The organism is Corynebacterium sp. CCUG 65737, assembly GCF_024454115.1.
GTDB classification, from domain to species: Bacteria; Actinomycetota; Actinomycetes; order Mycobacteriales; family Mycobacteriaceae; genus Corynebacterium; species Corynebacterium genitalium.
The window spans coordinates 170,235-185,521 of record NZ_JAGPZB010000003.1 but is presented as its reverse complement, the minus strand read 5'-3'; the positions used below and the strand labels follow the sequence as shown (position 1 = coordinate 185,521).

General features: G+C 65.1%; 17 protein-coding genes. 6 read left to right on the top strand and 11 right to left on the bottom strand.

Going from position 1 to position 15,287, the window contains the following annotated elements; all coding sequences use genetic code 11:
• Positions 1–4: 4 nt before the first annotated feature.
• The 3 genes from KBX17_RS04070 to KBX17_RS04060 all read left to right on the top strand — a co-directional run bounded on the left by KBX17_RS04070 (position 5) and on the right by KBX17_RS04060 (position 4,201).
• Positions 5–1,945, top strand: a complete 1,941-nt coding sequence (locus KBX17_RS04070; protein WP_256018612.1) for a M13 family metallopeptidase — start codon at positions 5–7, stop codon at positions 1,943–1,945.
• Positions 1,945–2,982, top strand: a complete 1,038-nt coding sequence (locus KBX17_RS04065) for an alpha/beta hydrolase (RefSeq protein WP_256018611.1) — start codon at positions 1,945–1,947, stop codon at positions 2,980–2,982. The genes KBX17_RS04070 and KBX17_RS04065 overlap by 1 nt, the downstream gene beginning before the upstream one ends.
• Positions 2,983–3,079: 97 nt before the next feature.
• Complete coding sequence (locus KBX17_RS04060; protein WP_256018609.1) at positions 3,080–4,201, top strand: HNH endonuclease signature motif containing protein; 1,122 nt, start codon at positions 3,080–3,082, stop codon at positions 4,199–4,201.
• Between the two features lie 28 nt (positions 4,202–4,229).
• Here KBX17_RS04060 and KBX17_RS04055 read toward each other — a convergent pair whose 3' ends face one another.
• From KBX17_RS04055 to KBX17_RS04020, 8 genes are all read right to left on the bottom strand, one after another.
• Entirely contained in the window at positions 4,230–5,156 is a 927-nt protein-coding gene (locus KBX17_RS04055) for a hypothetical protein (RefSeq protein ID WP_256018608.1), read from the bottom strand.
• 9 nt (positions 5,157–5,165) lie between these two features.
• Positions 5,166–6,020, bottom strand: a complete 855-nt coding sequence (locus KBX17_RS04050; RefSeq protein WP_256018606.1) for a VOC family protein — start codon at positions 6,018–6,020, stop codon at positions 5,166–5,168.
• Positions 6,021–6,023: 3 nt separating this feature from the next.
• Complete coding sequence (locus KBX17_RS04045; RefSeq protein WP_255997195.1) at positions 6,024–6,296, bottom strand: RNA-binding S4 domain-containing protein; 273 nt, start codon at positions 6,294–6,296, stop codon at positions 6,024–6,026.
• Complete coding sequence (locus KBX17_RS04040) at positions 6,296–6,616, bottom strand: heavy metal-binding domain-containing protein (RefSeq protein ID WP_255997196.1); 321 nt, start codon at positions 6,614–6,616, stop codon at positions 6,296–6,298. Before KBX17_RS04040 ends, KBX17_RS04045 begins: the two co-directional genes overlap by 1 nt.
• Positions 6,613–7,215, bottom strand: coding sequence for a hypothetical protein (locus KBX17_RS04035; RefSeq protein WP_256018605.1), 603 nt, complete (start codon positions 7,213–7,215; stop codon positions 6,613–6,615). Before KBX17_RS04035 ends, KBX17_RS04040 begins: the two co-directional genes overlap by 4 nt.
• Positions 7,216–7,239: 24 nt before the next feature.
• Positions 7,240–7,446, bottom strand: a complete 207-nt coding sequence (locus KBX17_RS04030; RefSeq protein ID WP_256018603.1) for a hypothetical protein — start codon at positions 7,444–7,446, stop codon at positions 7,240–7,242.
• 119 nt (positions 7,447–7,565) lie between these two features.
• Positions 7,566–8,240: a LysE family translocator gene (locus tag KBX17_RS04025; RefSeq protein ID WP_256018601.1), complete on the bottom strand. Its 675-nt coding sequence runs from the start codon at positions 8,238–8,240 to the stop codon at positions 7,566–7,568.
• Between the two features lie 16 nt (positions 8,241–8,256).
• Complete coding sequence (locus KBX17_RS04020) at positions 8,257–8,961, bottom strand: SDR family oxidoreductase (RefSeq protein WP_256018599.1); 705 nt, start codon at positions 8,959–8,961, stop codon at positions 8,257–8,259.
• Positions 8,962–8,985: 24 nt separating this feature from the next.
• Here KBX17_RS04020 and KBX17_RS04015 point away from each other — a divergent pair, with 24 nt between their 5' ends.
• Entirely contained in the window at positions 8,986–9,570 is a 585-nt protein-coding gene (locus KBX17_RS04015) for a sugar O-acetyltransferase (RefSeq protein WP_256018598.1), read from the top strand.
• On the opposite strand, the gene KBX17_RS04010 is transcribed toward KBX17_RS04015, so the two are convergent.
• Positions 9,567–10,352: a hypothetical protein gene (locus KBX17_RS04010; RefSeq protein WP_256018597.1), complete on the bottom strand. Its 786-nt coding sequence runs from the start codon at positions 10,350–10,352 to the stop codon at positions 9,567–9,569. The two genes, KBX17_RS04015 and KBX17_RS04010, sit on opposite strands and share 4 nt — an antisense overlap.
• A gap of 97 nt (positions 10,353–10,449) precedes the next feature.
• Between KBX17_RS04010 and KBX17_RS04005 the strand changes: the two genes are divergently transcribed.
• A complete protein-coding gene (locus KBX17_RS04005; RefSeq protein ID WP_256018596.1) occupies positions 10,450–12,693 on the top strand; it encodes an ATP-dependent RNA helicase in 2,244 nt (747 codons plus the stop codon).
• A 34-nt stretch (positions 12,694–12,727) separates the two neighbouring features.
• On the top strand, positions 12,728–14,209 hold the full coding sequence (locus tag KBX17_RS04000; protein ID WP_256018594.1) for an amino acid permease: 1,482 nt from the start codon (positions 12,728–12,730) through the stop codon (positions 14,207–14,209).
• Here the strand turns inward: KBX17_RS04000 and KBX17_RS03995 are convergent.
• Both KBX17_RS03995 and KBX17_RS03990 read right to left on the bottom strand, forming a co-directional pair.
• A complete protein-coding gene (locus tag KBX17_RS03995) occupies positions 14,184–14,483 on the bottom strand; it encodes a hypothetical protein (protein WP_256018592.1) in 300 nt (99 codons plus the stop codon). The two genes, KBX17_RS04000 and KBX17_RS03995, sit on opposite strands and share 26 nt — an antisense overlap.
• A gap of 43 nt (positions 14,484–14,526) precedes the next feature.
• On the bottom strand, positions 14,527–15,285 hold the full coding sequence (locus KBX17_RS03990) for a TSUP family transporter (protein WP_256018591.1): 759 nt from the start codon (positions 15,283–15,285) through the stop codon (positions 14,527–14,529).
• Between the last annotated feature and the right edge of the window lie 2 nt (positions 15,286–15,287).

Sequence of the window (15,287 nt, the reverse complement as noted above, 5' to 3'; positions counted from 1 at the left end):
GGTCATGAACGACCTCTACCAACTAGTCAACGGCCCCTGGCTGGAAAGCCACGTCATCCCTGAGGACCGCGGTGTGGACGGCACCTTCCACGCCTTGCGCGACAAGGCGGAGGAGGACGTCCACGCCATCGTTGAGGCTGGCGATGACCGTGCAGCCGATCTATACGCCTCCTTCATGGACGTCGACGCGATCGACGCCGCCGGCCTGGACCCCCTTACCGACGATTTCGCCCTGCTCGACGTGGACACGATCCAGGATTTGGTCCGCGTCTTCGGCGAGCTGGAGCGCTCCGGTGTGGGCGCCCCGCTGACGTACTGGGTGGAAAAAGACTCGCTCGGCGAGGAGTCCGTGCCCTACGTGATCCAGTCCGGCCTGGGGCTGCCCGACGAGGCCTACTACCGCGAGCCCGCCCACGCCGAGACGCTCGAAGCGTACCGCGAGCACGTCGAGCGCATGCTCGGTTTCCTCACCGACGAGCAGCGCCGTGGATTCGGGGCGGGGGACGCGGCGGAGCGGGTGTTGGACGTCGAAAAGCGCATCGCCTCGCACCACTGGGACGTGGTGACCACGCGCGACGCTGTGAAAACGTACAACCCCACTGAGCTGGCGGAACTACCCCAGCTCATCCAGACGCTCCTGCGCGCCTCCGGCCTTGAGGACGGCAAGGTCATCGCGATGATGCCCAGCTTCATCGACGAGCTCGCGCAATTGCTTGTCGACGCCCCCCTCACCGACTGGCAACTCTGGGCCACCTGGGCCATCCTGCGCTCCCGCGCCGGCCTCCTCCCGCAGCGCATCGGGCAGGCGAACTTCGAGTTCTACGGCACCGTGCTCTCCGGCGCGACCCAGCAGCGCGACCGCTGGAAGCGCGGCATTGCGCTCGCGGAATCGCTGGTGGGTGAGGATATGGGGCGCGCGTACGTCGCAAAGCACTTCCCGCCGGAGCACAAGCAGCGCATGCTCGACCTCGTCGACCACCTCGTGCGCGCTTACGAAGAGCGGATCAGCCAGCTGACCTGGATGTCGCCCGAAACGCGCGAGCGCGCCCTAGAGAAACTGGGCAAGTTCACCGCGAAGATCGGCTACCCCGACGAGTGGCGCAACTACGACGGCCTGACGTTCGACCGCTCCGGTGCCCAGCTCGTCGCGAATGTGCGCGCCGGCGCCGCCTTTGAGCACGACTACCAGCTGTCCAAGATCGGCAAGCCGGCCGACCGCGGCGAATGGGTCTCCACCCCGCAGACCGTCAACGCCTTCTACAACCCGGTGGTCAACGACATCACTTTCCCGGCCGCGATCCTGCAGCCGCCCTTCTTCGACCCCGACGCGGACGCCGCCGAGAACTTCGGCGCGATCGGCGCCGTGATCGGCCACGAAATCGGACACGGCTTCGACGACCAAGGCTCGCGTTACGACGGCGACGGCAACCTCAACTCCTGGTGGACCGACGCCGACCGTGCCCGCTTCGAGGAACTGACCGCCAAGTTGATTTCGCAATACGACGGTCTCGTCCCCTCCGTCCTGTCCGGCCGCGGAGGAATCCGCGGGGTGAACGGCGAGTTCACGCTCGGCGAGAACATCGGTGACTTGGGCGGGCTTGGCATCGCCGTCGTCGCGTACAAGGACTACCTGGCCGAGCAAGGTCTCGACCCCGCCACCGACCAGGGCCCCGTGCGGACCTTCCACGCCCCCGGCGCCAGCGACACCATCGACGGGCAGGAATTCACCGGCCTGCAGCGCCTCTTCCTCGCGTGGGCGCGCGTGTGGCGCACCGCCATCCGGCCCGAAATGGCCGCGCAATACCTGGCGATCGACCCGCACTCGCCGTCTGAGTTCCGCTGCAACGTCGTCGCCAGCAACATCGCCGAGTTCTATGAGGCCTTCCCCGACGCCGCCGAAGCCCCGGACGCAGTCGCGGAAGCGGACCGCGTGGTGATCTGGTGATGCCCGACCAACCTGGCCAACCCGACCAACCGTACCGCGAGGCGCAGGACCGGATGCGCCACACCCCCTCCCCCGAGGAACCTGCCGCGCCACTTCCCGCCGGTGAGGCTGGGCCGTTGAACGATCAGGGTTCGCCTGAGTTCAACGTCGGTGGTGTCGAGCGCGCCCTGTCGCCGAAAGAGCAGCTCGAGCAGCTGATCAGCTACATGAACGCCACCTACCCCGCACCGGATACGCCCCCGCCGTGGGAGGGCGGCACCGGCGACCCGGCCGAGGCAGACCGCTACATGGGACACCTCGCTGACCGCATCACCCACGCGTCCATGCTCATGCTCGGTTCCGGGCTCGACCACACGATGCCAGGGGTCGCGTACGGGATGAACATCGCCAAGATCCGCGATCTGCCCGCCCTTTCCGACATCCCCGACACTCCCGGAGAGCCGGAACTGCTTGCCCGCGTGTTCGTCCCCAGTTCCCCAACCCGCCGGTGGGCCGTCTCACTGCACCCGGGTGGCTTGTGGCGCGGTTCCGGAATCTCCCTTGAGCAGCACTGGCGCCCCGATGTTGCCGCGGCAGCGGAGTTGTCTGGCACCACGATCCTCGACTTGGACTACCCGCTGCTGCCCGGCGCCACCCTCGACGAGGTCGTTTCCAGCGTGCACAAAGCGCTTGACTACGTCGCAGCCCAAGAGCCGGCGTCAGTCACCCTTTGGGGTGCCGGCTCCGGCGCTGCGCTTGCCGTTCTCGCTGCTGAGCAGCGCAGTGTGGATGGGTTGGTGCTGACGAATCCGGGGCTTGGGAGCGTCGATAAGCTACCGGCGGAACTGCGTGGAAACCGCACCGTGCCAGCTCCGAGCGCATGGCCGCGCACGCTCGTGCAAACCGCGCTTTACGACGACACCACCACCGAGGCCCACAACGCAACTGTCATTGAGTACCACTCAACACACACCATTGCGACACCGGAGGAATCACGCCGCCGCATCCGCGACGTCGCCGATTTCCTCGCGACCGTAGACGCCACAAACCCTTATTAGACTGCCGCAGAGGCCCGTCCGGTTCCATGAATCCGGGATTTGTGACGTATTCCAAAAACCCTTTCCTAGCTGCAAAAACAGGGTTAGTGTTGCGGGCATGGACACTTTCAATGACCTTGTCAGCGCACACAGCGCCCCAAGGTTGGGGGCACTGAAAGACTTCAACAAACAACAAGCGTTGAACGCCGGCGTGGAACCGTCGGTGGTCAACAACTGGAAACTCGTCCACGACGCCTACTTCGGGGAAGGCTTATCGGACACCAAGCAAGCCAAAGCGGTTGCGAAGGCGACCGCGCTGGGCTTGTCCATCGGGATGCTCGCCACCATCGAGCGCGCCATCCGCCACATCAAACACGCCACCCGACGGCACACCATGCGCATGAAAGTGCTGTCGGCGGCCTCCCGCATCGGACGCACATGCGCCGCCATGTCGAAGCTGCTCAAGAACATCGTCCCGCCGAAGGAGCCGCCCGCTCGCCAGGAGCACGCCAGTATCAGCGAGCCGAAAGACGGGTACGCGACGTTGACGTTGACGGCGTCGGAAAAGTTCATGGCCGACTTGAAGCACCTGCTCATGTCCGGGCTGGACAGCGTCACTTCCCCCGGTCGCCATATGGCCGCCAAACTCATAGCACTGCTCAGAGACGGCGGCGGTGTACCAGAGGCCGTGCCTCGGCCCTTGCTGCTCGTCGGGTTGCCCGATTACACCAAGATCATGGACGGCGAGGGGGACGACGTCGTCCTCGGCCTCACCAACGGCACCACCATGACCGGCGCCGAATACCTCAACCAGATCGCATCCAACACCCCGCACCTGGAGGCGGCGCTGTTCCACCCGACTGAAGGGGCCGTGAACATGTACCGCTCACAGCGTCTGGCCAACGACAAGCAGCGCGACCTCGCCCGCGCGGTGCAACCCGTCTGCGCGCATCCCGACTGCCACCACGCCGCCGACCTGTGCCAAGTCCACCACGCAGACGCCTGGAAGAACGGCGGCGAAACCAACGTGTCCAACCTGGTCCCGCTGTGCCGCTACCACAACCGCATTAACGACGACGACCCCTCCATCCACCGCACCCGCGGCCGCATCGAGATGCGTGACGGCAGGCCGGTGTGGATCTCCCCATACGGCAACCAACGGATCAACCCCCGACACCGCTTTGGGGCAATGGACGTGCTTTTCGGGGCGGCCCCTGTTGAGCGGGCATTAGCGGCTTAACCTGGCCAGCAAGAGCGATAAGCGCCGTCTAGTCGTCAGCGTCGCGGTCGTCGGCGTCCTCTGTGTCGCGGTCGCCGGTGTCGTTTTCGGGGATGATCGGCCGGATCGTGGGCACGGGTTCGCTGCGGCCGTAGTCGCTGAGCCACACCTGAAGCCGGTCGGTGCCGTCGGTCAGCCCGCGCTCCTCGGCTTCCTCGCGGTCGAGGTTGAAGATCAGATCGTCCTCGCTCTGGTCGATCCAGTCATGGACGTCATTGGTGTGCTCGTCGACATCGCCGTAGGACATAGCGGCGATGACCCAACTTGGGCCAAAGGACACCGAGCCGAACGCGCCAGCGCGATCATCGGACCAGCCGAACTTCGAGCCAATCACACCGGCCATTTGATCGGTGCCGAAGTCCTGTTTGAAGCCGTCCTCGGCAAAAGGGGCGTGGTTGGCCATGCCGCGGATGATGGGTTCGGCGACGGGATCGTCGATAATTGCGGTGATGAAGCGTGCGAGGTCGTACGGCGAGGTTGACGACCGGCCCCAGAAGCCACTGCTGTAGGTGTTGGTCAGCTCGAAAAGCTCGGCGACCTCGTTGATCGCCTCCGGGTACGCAGCATCCAGCTCACCGGCGACGGCATCGGACGACGTGCGCATCATCCGCAGGACCTTCCCCTGATCCTCCGGCTTTCCCTCCAGCAGGACCCAGTAACCGAGGTACAGCTTCGCCAAAGACAGTGCTGGTCGGGGGTCTTGGGCGCCCGGGGAGCCGGTCCACCGGCCGTCGTCATGCATGACGACGAGATCAGTGCGCTCACCCGGATCCCCCGGCAGCACATCGACAGCCGCCGCAGGGGGCAACGGCGCGACGACGAAGGCCGCACCGACTACGCATGTTGCACTGGCTACGCCAGCAGTACGGACTGCTCTGGCTACGCGTGTCGCCGCGGCGGCAAAAAACCGCTTCACAGCACGCAATTATGCCTGGTGACGGTCAAGAACCTCAAGCACGGACTCGGCTTCGTCGAGTTCGTCCTCGTCGACAGGTTCATTGACTTCGCACAGCGTGACGACGGCACCCGTCGAATCCGCCACCGTCAACAGCACCCCGAACGGTGAATTCTCCGGGCCACGCACAATCTCCCCGCCGAGCTCCTCGACCCGGCCGCGCACCTGAGCCACGTTGGCGACGCCAAGGAAGGTCTGCCAAAAGCTCGGCACCTCCGCCGGAATCGTGTCGGATGCATCCCACACACCGGCAAATGCGGCGCCGTCTTGCATGGCAACGTGGTAACCGTTGTCGTGGTCAACCCCCCACTCAAAGAGCGAACGGTAAAAGTCCACCACGGCCTGCACATCCCCGGTGCAGGTGTACTCGTGCCACACGGGGGTCCCAGGTTCGCCAGCCGCCACAAAGGCGTCCTCCCCCGACGGCTGGAACAGTCCGAACCACCCACCAGCAACGTCGGCGCACAGAGCCATCTTCCCCAAGGACACCTGCGCCGGCTCTGCAAGAACACGTCCACCGAGCTGCGCCACCTTTTCCGAGTCGCGCTCAATGTCGGTGGTATAGAAGTACGTCACCCACGCGTCGGGCATGTCCGTGCCGGTGGAATCAGTTTTCTGGGCGACGAGACCTGCAACCGGCAGCCCCTGAACGCGAGCAACCCGGTAGGAACCGTCGTCAGCGCCCTGGTTATCTGCGCCTGGCATGTCGGCACCCTCCACATCCCAACCGAGGATGCGGGAGTAGAAATAAGAGGACTTTCGCAGCTCGCTCGAGAACAAGTCGATCCAATACGGCATGCCCGGACGGGCTTCGAAAGCGGGCATGGGTTAGAGGTTCCTCCACTTCTCAGGGTCGAAATCGTCGTTCGCGGTGCGCTCGTCAAAGTAGTCGTCATCGTCGTCTGCACCGGTACCGGTGACGGTGATGGTGTGGCCTGGGATGGAGACCTCGTCGCCGTCGTCAAGCGAAAAGCCGCGCGACGTGACTACCTCACCATTGACCGCGACCTCACCTGCGGCGATGAGCTCTTTCGCTTCGCCTCCGGACTCGACGAGATTGGCCAGCTTGAGAAACTGGCCGAGCTTAATGGGTAATTCCATTAATCGAGTCTGACGGCAGTGCCAGTCGCCGCAACCAGCATCATCGTGTTGTTCTGCCCCATCGGCGAGTAATCCACCTCGATGTTGACCACCGCGTCAGCGCCGATCTGCCGGGCGCGCTCCCACAGCTCGTTGAGCGCGCTGTCGCGGGACCGGACAAGCTCCTGTTCCCACGAGCTTGCGCGGCCACCGACCATGTTGCGGAAACCCGCGCCCATATCTTTGAACATGTTCATGCCGGCAATGGTCTCGCCGCCGATGATGCGCATGTACTCCGTGATGCGCCGGCCTTCGACGGTAGGCGTCGTTGTAAGGATCATGGCCTGAATTGTACCGGTCCCGCGCGCACGAGGACATCGCGCGGAACGGCGTCACGGATCTGGTACGGCACCTGCGGGGGCAGAATGTCGCGGAGCGGGACGAGCGGGATGCTCCACGGGCCGACCGAGCTCATCGGTGCAGACGGCGCCGGTTGCGCCGGATCGATCATGGCCAGCGCATCGTGCGTGTTCGCACCCGCATCACCGACCGTCATCGCGGCGGCGGTCCAGCCGGGGCCGAAACTGACGGTGGCGGTGTAGGAGCGGCGGTCGTCGGACCAGCCGAACTTCGTCCCCTCGGCGCCGGGGAGACGCGACGTTCCGTAGTCCTGGCGGAAGCCGTCCTGCGCGATCGGGGAGGCGGTCCGCATGCCGCGGATGATCGGTGCGGCGAGCGGGTCGCGGCGGATGCTTTCGACGAACTTGGCAGCGTCATAGGTCGAGGTCGCCGTGTTACCCCAGCGGCCGCGGCGCGCGGTGTTGGTCAGGCCGAACTGCCGCGCGACAGCGTCAATGGCCTGCGGGTACCGGCGGTCAAGGTGTGCCGCGATCGAGTCTGACGACACACGAATCATGTGCTCTACCTGGGCCTTATCCACGGGCGCACCGTGCTGGAGTACCCCCTAGCCGAGGTAGAGCTTGCTCAGCGACAACGCCGCGCGCGGCTGGTGCGCGTCCGGCGACCCGGTCCACGATCCGTCCGGGTGGTAGACGGCCACCGCGGTTCGTCCGCCTGGCGCGCCGCGCTTCACATCCACTGCCTGTGCGGCCGGCGCCAGACCGACGGCTATCACCAGCACGAGTACGAGCGCGCACATTCGTTTTGCCATGGTTCTCACAGCGTTGTTGTACCCCGTGGACTCACGTTCTGCCCAGCGGCCCAAGCGCGGTTCCAGCTTCCCCCAGCTCACCTGTTACTGGAGGTGAAGGTGTGTTTAGGTGTGAGAATTTAAAGGCTTGCGGCGACACTGAGCGCGCCCTCGGCGATCATCCATACCGCCAGCGCCACGAAGATCACGCCCGTCACAACGTCAACAATGTGCCCCCAGCGCGCCAAAACCCCCGCAAGCTTATCGACGCCCACCGCGAACCCCACAAACCACGCCACCCCAATTAGCGCCAGCGTGACGAGGATGAGGGCCACCCACCCCCAGCCCATCCCCGGTGTCATGAACTGAGCGAACACTGCCCCGAAAAACAACACCGCCTTCGGATTGGAAAGATTGGTGAGCACACCGGTGGCGAACGCCCGGCGCGCGGATAGCACGGTGCCAGCCGGTGGCGCATCGGTAGTGTCTGTCGCGGCCGTGGAGACACTGGAAGCACCCTGGCCGCGCGCGGCCAGCCCGGAACGTACCGCGCCCACACCCATCCACAGCAGATAGGCCCCGCCGATCAGCTGCAGCACGGCGAGCACCTGCGGCACAGCCTGAATCAGGGCGCCAAGCCCTAGCAGGGATGCCGCGATCCACAGCGCGTTGCCGGCCATAATGCCGAACGCGCAGGCGACACCGGCGGCGCGCGACTTCGCACCGACGCGGATGATCTGCACGAGATCAGGCCCCGGGCTGGCGATTGCGGCGATCCAAATGCCGATCAGGGCGAGATAGGTCGAAACAGTCACTACTAGCTCCTAATGTTTAGCGTTCTGCTTGGTCGCGCGGCATGATGTTCATCGTGTCGATGTTGACGTGCGGTGGCAGTGACGCAACCCACCGGATCGCTTCGGCGACATCCTCGGCGGTGAGGTTGAGTTTATCGGCATAGACCTGCGCGGCTTTTTCTTCATCGCCGAGGCGGTTGAAGGCGAAGTCGGTTTCCACCCGGCCGGGGTCGATTTCGGTGATGCGGATGGGGGTGGCGGCTTCTTCTCGTCGAAAAGCGCGCGTGAGGGCGCGCAGACCGAACTTCGCCGCGTTGTATCCGGCGCCGCCGACATAAGCGTCCCATCCTGCGACCGATCCGACGTTGATGACCAGGCCCTCAGCCGCCACGAGCGCGGGGTACAGCGCCTTGGTCACGCGCACGGTGCCCATGACGTTGGTCTGGTACATCCAGTCCCAATCCTCCGGCTTCGCGTCGCGCAGAAAATCAAGGCCCTTCGCGCCGCCCGCGTTGTTGACCAGCAGATCCACGCGCGGCACAAGCTCCGCAAGCTTATCGACGCTCCCCTGATCCGTCACATCCAACTCGACCGCGACACCACCGATCTCGTCGGCAATAGCGCGGCACCGCTCCTTGCGCCGCGCCGCAACGTACACGGTCCATCCGTCACCCGCGAGCGCCCGGCACGCAGCCTCCCCGATGCCAGCGGAACCGCCCGTGACTACAGCAATTTTCTCCATGCGGGGAAGTCTATCCTGGCGGGCATGGACTACACCCTCCGCGATCTCGCCGCCGGCAACTGGTACCAACCTGGGTCACCCGAGCCCGAGGCCGCGCACGCAAAGGTGTGGAAGCTGATGCGTGAATTCAACGCGCTCGGCAACACCGACCCGGCCCGCGCCGAGGAGCTGCTGCGTGCGATGCTTGCCGACGGCTCCTCCCTCCCCGGCGTCTTCGCCCCCATCTACTTCGAGTTTGGCGTGCACACCACCTTCGGCGAGGACTGCTTCCTCAACTACAACTGCGTCATCCTCGACGTGGCCGAAGTGACAGTGGGCAAGCGCACGCTGTTCGGGCCGGCCTGCCAGATCATCACCGTTGAGCACCCGGTCGACAACGCCCAGCAGCGTGCCGACGGTTGGGAGCGCGGCCGCCCCGTCCGCATCGGCGACGACTGCTGGTTCGGCGCCGGCGCCATGGTGTTACCCGGCGTGACCGTCGGCGACCGTTGCGTCATCGCGGCGGGGACGGTGGTCACGCGCGACATCCCCGACGACTCGCTGGTCGCCGGGGTGCCGGGAAAGGTCGTGCGGAAGCTGAACGGTGCGGGTGAGGAAAGCGCGGGCTAGGCGCTGCGCTCCTCAAAGTCGTCGAAGTCGTCGAAGTCATCGAGGTAGTCCCAGTAGTCCTCGATCTCGTCGTCGAATTCCTCAGCGCTGTCGCCGAAGTGGGCCACGTAGAGGTCAGTGATTCCTAACTGGAGGGCCTTGTGAATGTTGCGGGTGTGGTAGTGATCGATGCGGAATACACCGAACCGCGGCCGGTCGAGCCTGCTCAGTGCCTCTTGGGCGTTACCGGCGTTGAGGCGGTGGAAGAAGGCGTCCATTTCGCGTTTGATTGTCCGCTTTTGCTGGCGGTTGAGGCGCGGTAGGAACGGGTTCGGTTCCGCAAGTGCGAAACCGGTGAACCGGCCGCTGGTCTGGTGGTAGCTGAAGATCGCCAGCGGGTAGTGCTCAGTCTGGTTCGGCCGGTAGTCGATGGTGAACGTTTCGTATGCGCCGGCGGCGAGCTGCGCTGGGCCGGTCACGTGGACCTGCATGAGCATGGTCAGCGCGGCATCGATGTCGTCGCCTTCGACGTCCGGGTTGCATTCGCAGGTGATGTGGTCGCCGGTGGGCACTTCGTGGAATGGGATGCCGATGGTGAAGTTGGCGTAGAACTCGTCGATAAGCTTGTGCAATGCGGCGACGGCGCGGACGTCGTGCGCTGCGGGCGCGGCTGGATGATCGACCCGCAGGATGGCGCTGACTGTCTCCCCCGTGGACAGGTCGGTGGCCATGATGGCGGCTGGGTAGCTGTAGTCGTCGTTGAGGTCTGGCTGGTAGTGGAAAGTGTGGCTGTGAAATGTCATGTTTCCCCCTTCGCTTCCTGACACTAAAGCGCCCCGCAAACCCCTGTAAACCGCGCTTTGCGCACTACAGTGTGCATTTCGGCTACCCTAGTCCGACATGTTCGACCTCTCCGTGATTGGCCAGGGCCTCCCCGTCGCCGGCGTGATCGGCGACCTGCCCGCGCACGGCCCGTTGGTGGTTGAGGCTCCGCCCGGCACGGGTAAGACGACGCTGGTCCCGCCGGCGATCAGCAACAAAGTCGAAGGGTTGACGCTGGCCACGGCCCCGCGCAGAGTTGCGGTGCGTGCGGCCGCGCGACGCCTTTCGCTTCTCGACGGCTCCTCCCACCGCGTCGGCTACTCCATCCGCGGAGAACACCGGGATGGGTCGTTAGTCGAGTTCGTCACGCCGGGGGTTTTGCTCAACCGCCTGTTGAAGGACCCGGAACTGACCGGCGTCAGCGCGGTGATCATCGACGAGGTTCACGAGCGTCAGCTAGACACCGACCTTGTCCTGGCGATGGCCATGGAGGTCGCCTTCCTGCGCGAGGACTTATACCTGGCGGCGATGTCGGCCACCCTCGACGCGGCCGCCCTGGCGGAGCACATGGGTGCCCAGATCCTCTCCACCGAAGTAGTCACCCATCCGCTGGACGTCTCCTACCACCCGCATCCGGGCCGTGCTGAGGGGTCGCCGGAGTTCTACGCGCACGTCGCCGACCTGGCGCACGGCGCCAGCGAACGCACCCTCGTGTTCGTTCCCGGCGTGCGCGAAGTGGACCAGGTCTGCGCGCACCTGCCGAACGGTTCCGCTGCGCCACTCCATGGCCGGCTGAGCTCGAAAGAACAAGATGACGCGCTAAACGGTGATGCCCCGGTCGTCGTGGCGACATCCATTGCCGAGTCCTCCATTACCGTCCCCGGTGTCCGTCGCGTCGTCGACGCCGGGCTGTCGCGCGTCCCCCGCCGCGACGCTGCCCGCGGCATGACGGGCCTGGTCACCGTTTCAGCGGCGAAGACCAGCGCGGACCAGCGTGCCGGCCGCGCGGGACGTCTCGGACCGGGCGAGGTGCTGCGGGCGTACTCGGAATCCGACTACCAGCACTTCAGCGCCGATATTGTGCCGGAGATCGCCACGTCGGACCTGACCTCTGCGGCGTTGACGTTGGCGGCGTGGGGCTCACCGGATCTACCGCTACTGACCCAGCCACCTGCCGGCGCACTGGAAGCCGCGCATCGAACGTTGGAGGCGCTCGGCGCGCTCGAAGACGGCACCATCACCCCCATCGGCGAACAGCTCTCCCGCCTTCCGCTCGACCCGCGCCTCGGTGCCGCGCTGTTAGAACACGGCTCCGGGGCCGCGCCGACCGTCGCTGCGCTCGCCGAGGGAATCGGCGGCGACCTTGCCCACGCCCACGCCCGCGCGCCGAAGAACCTGATCCAACGCCTAGCGAAGATGGTGCCAGATTCTGCGCCGGTCCCGGCGGGCGATGTGGTCGCCTCCGCCTACCCGGAGTGGGTGGCGAAGCGTCTCGACGAGCGTGAATACTTGCTGGCCAGCGGCACCCGCGCAACTCTCGACTCGTCCATCCCGCCCGCCGACTGGATCGTCGCCGCCGAAGTACAGCTGACGCACAAGGGCGCCATCATTCGCGCGGCGGCGGCGACTGACTTCCCCGCACACCGCGTCACCACCGAGACCACAGCCACGCTCGAGGGCGGCAAAGTGCGCGGCCGCCGGGTTCGTTCCATAGGCGCCATTGAGCTGGATTCAACACCCATTCAACTCACCGCCGAGGAAGCGGCGGAGGCGCTGAAGCACCTGAGCTTCGAGCAGTTCCCCCTCGACGACAAAGCCAGACGACTCAAAGAGCGGCTCGATTTCCTCCACGCCCAGCACGGCGACCCGTGGCCGGACGTTACAAAGGGCGACTACTCGCCAGAGACCCAGCAGCTCGCCCACGGCACCCCACTGGACAAGCTGGATATGCACGCCGCCCTCACCCGGCAGCTCCCCTGGCCCGAAGCCGCCAGGATGGATGAGCTCGCCCCCGAAAAGCTATCTGTGCCGAGCGGCTCCCACCCCCGCATTGACTACAGCAGCGGCCGGCCGGTGGTGAAGGTGAAGTTGCAGGAGTGCTTCGGTTTGGGGGTGAGCCCGTCGATAAGCAATGAGAGGGTGCTGTTTCACCTGCTCTCGCCCGCGGGCCGCGAACTCGCTGTGACCGACGACCCGGAGAGCTTTTGGAACGGGCCCTACCAGGACGTGCGCAAAGAAATGCGCGGCCGGTACCCGAAGCACCCCTGGCCGGAGGACCCGTGGACTGCGCCTGCGACAGCGCGGACTAAGAACCGGATGTGAATTTTATAGGCTTAACACAGTAAGTTATTTATCTATGAGTACTGCCCATAACCAGCGCGCGCCCTCAGTGACGATTTGGACGCTGGTCTCCCTCATTATTGGTTCGACTGTCGGCTCCGGAATTTTCGCGCTGCCGCAGAATATTGCATCGGTGGCCAGCCCCGGCGCGATGCTCATCGGCTGGGCGATCGCGGGCGTGGGCATGTTGTCCGTTGCTTTCGTCTTCCAGACCCTCGCCCGGCGCAAGCCGCACCTGGATTCCGGCGTGTACTCCTACGTGCGCGCCGGCCTCGGCGACTTCATCGGTTTCACCTCCGGTTGGGGCTACTGGCTCGGCTCGGTGATCGCGCAGGTGGGGTATGCCACGCTGTTCTTCGGCACGCTGGGCCACTACATCCCGTTCTTCGACCCGGACAACACGTGGGTGATGGCCATTTCGGTGTCGCTTTTGACGTGGGGTATCTTCTTCGCGCTGACACGCGGCATCAAGCAGGCGGCGGCGATGAACTTGATCACGACGATCGCCAAGCTCGTGCCCATCCTCGCCTTCATCGTGCTCATCGCGTTCGTCGGCTTCAGCTGGGACAAATTCACGCTCGACTTCTGGGGTGAGAACTCCGGCATTCCGCTGTCCGAGCAGCTCCAGGGAATCATGCTGTTCACCGTGTGGGTCTTCATCGGCATTGAGGGCGCGTCGGTGTACTCCAAGCAGGCCCGCTCCCGCCAGGACGTTGGCCGGGCGACCGTGATCGGCTTTCTGTCGGTGCTGGCGCTGCTGGTAGCGGTGTCGACGCTGTCGTACGGCGTGCTCACCCGCGAGGAACTCGCCGCGCTGCCGGACAACTCGATGGGCGCAGTGCTCGAAGCTGCAGTCGGCCCGTGGGGTGGTGTGCTCATCTCCATCGGCCTGTGCTTGTCGGTGCTCGGCGCCTACATCTCGTGGCAGATGCTGTGCGCGGAACCGATCGTCATGATGGCCACGGACGGCCTACTGCCGAAGCGCCTGGCCACCACAAACGCCTCGGGCGCGCCGTACATCGCACAGTTGATCTCCACGGCGGTGGTGCAGTTCTGCGTCATCCTCTTCTTCGCCAACGAGACGTCCTACAACGCGATGGTGCAGCTAGCCACGATCATGTACTTGCTGCCGTACATCTTCTCGACGCTGTACCTCATTCTGCTAGCGGTGCGCGGCAAGGGGCTGACACACCCGCACGCCGGAAAGCTTTTCGACGACTCCGGCCCCGAAGTCTCCGCAGCCGACAACCGCCGGCACCTCGCCATCGGAATTATCGGCTTCATCTACTCACTGTGGCTGATTTACGCAGCTGACCCGGTGTACGTCCTATTCGGTGCGTTGGCCGTCATCCCGGGCCTCATCGCCTACGTGTGGACGCGCCTAGCCGTGAAGGAAAAGCCGTTCAACACCTTCGAATGGGTCGTGGTGGCGCTCATTGCAGTCGGTGCTGTCTTCGCCGTGATCGGTCTGGTCAACGGCTCGCTTGTTCTCGAGTAAGTTTCAGGACGAAGTCGGAGGAGACGGCGACGAACTCGTCGTTGAGCTCGTGGCCGGTCTCCACAAGCACGAGGTTATCCGGGATTTCCTCCCGGGTGGCCAGGGCGACGGCGAGCTGCAGCATTTCCTCCGGCTCAGCAATGAGGCGAAGTTTCTCCGCGCTGGTTTGACGCGCAAACCATAACGCCGCTTCCACGACGTCCTCGACGTCTGCACAGTCCTCGCCGCCCAGCGGGCCGACAGTCACGGCGACCGCATTCATCGTTCTAAGCACACACTCACCGTAACGCCGGGGGCTGAACGCGAGCTGTGGCCCGCTACGCGATCTGCTGGTAAATCAAATAGCCAGAAAGCACCACCACGAGGGCCAGCAAGGCGTAGCGGACCAGCCGCGCCCCGCCACCGAGGACGGTGCGGGCACCGATCTGCGCGCCGACGATATTCGCGGCCGCTAAGGCGAGCGCAAGCGGCCAGTCCACGAACCCGGCCGAGATGAACACCACCAGCGCACCCACGTTGGTGGCGGTGTTGACCACCTTCGCCATCGCGGCCGAGCGCAGAAAGTCTTGGGCGAACAACGCCGTGAAACCCATGATGAGGAACATGCCGGTGCCGGGGCCGAAAATGCCGTCGTAAAACCCAATTGCCGCCACCAGGCACGCGCCCAACACGACGCGGCGGCGCGTCAAGATCGGGTTCGCCGACGCCGTCCCGAACGACGGGTTGAATGCCACGAACACCCCCACGGTCAGAAGAAGGGTGATGATGAGGGGGCGGAGGATGGAAGCGTCGATAAGCGAAGCGAACGCCGCGCCGCAGGCTGCGAGTAACCCCGCGATGAGCGCGTAACCCCAGATATGCCGCGACGCGCCTACGCGACGGACCAGCGTGACCGCCGCCGAGCCCGTGCCGGAGACTGATGCGATCTTGTTCGTCGCCAACACCGCCGCCGGCGAAAGCGACGTGCCGGCCATGAGCGCCGGAATGAGAATCAGCCCTCCCCCGCCGATGACCGCGTCCACCCAGCCCGCGAGCGCAGCGGCGAGAACAAGGAGGACAGTCACGGGGAGTAGCATAG

Coding starts and splice junctions, on each gene's coding strand:
- KBX17_RS04070 (WP_256018612.1), top strand. CDS start 5: ATGAACGACCTCTACCAACTAGTCAACGGCCCCTGGCTGGAAAGCCAC.
- KBX17_RS04065 (WP_256018611.1), top strand. CDS start 1,945: ATGCCCGACCAACCTGGCCAACCCGACCAACCGTACCGCGAGGCGCAG.
- KBX17_RS04060 (WP_256018609.1), top strand. CDS start 3,080: ATGGACACTTTCAATGACCTTGTCAGCGCACACAGCGCCCCAAGGTTG.
- KBX17_RS04050 (WP_256018606.1), bottom strand. CDS start 6,020: ATGCCCGCTTTCGAAGCCCGTCCGGGCATGCCGTATTGGATCGACTTG.
- KBX17_RS04045 (WP_255997195.1), bottom strand. CDS start 6,296: ATGGAATTACCCATTAAGCTCGGCCAGTTTCTCAAGCTGGCCAATCTC.
- KBX17_RS04040 (WP_255997196.1), bottom strand. CDS start 6,616: ATGATCCTTACAACGACGCCTACCGTCGAAGGCCGGCGCATCACGGAG.
- KBX17_RS04030 (WP_256018603.1), bottom strand. CDS start 7,446: ATGGCAAAACGAATGTGCGCGCTCGTACTCGTGCTGGTGATAGCCGTC.
- KBX17_RS04020 (WP_256018599.1), bottom strand. CDS start 8,961: ATGGAGAAAATTGCTGTAGTCACGGGCGGTTCCGCTGGCATCGGGGAG.
- KBX17_RS04015 (WP_256018598.1), top strand. CDS start 8,986: ATGGACTACACCCTCCGCGATCTCGCCGCCGGCAACTGGTACCAACCT.
- KBX17_RS04010 (WP_256018597.1), bottom strand. CDS start 10,352: ATGACATTTCACAGCCACACTTTCCACTACCAGCCAGACCTCAACGAC.
- KBX17_RS04005 (WP_256018596.1), top strand. CDS start 10,450: ATGTTCGACCTCTCCGTGATTGGCCAGGGCCTCCCCGTCGCCGGCGTG.
- KBX17_RS04000 (WP_256018594.1), top strand. CDS start 12,728: ATGAGTACTGCCCATAACCAGCGCGCGCCCTCAGTGACGATTTGGACG.
- KBX17_RS03990 (WP_256018591.1), bottom strand. CDS start 15,285: ATGCTACTCCCCGTGACTGTCCTCCTTGTTCTCGCCGCTGCGCTCGCG.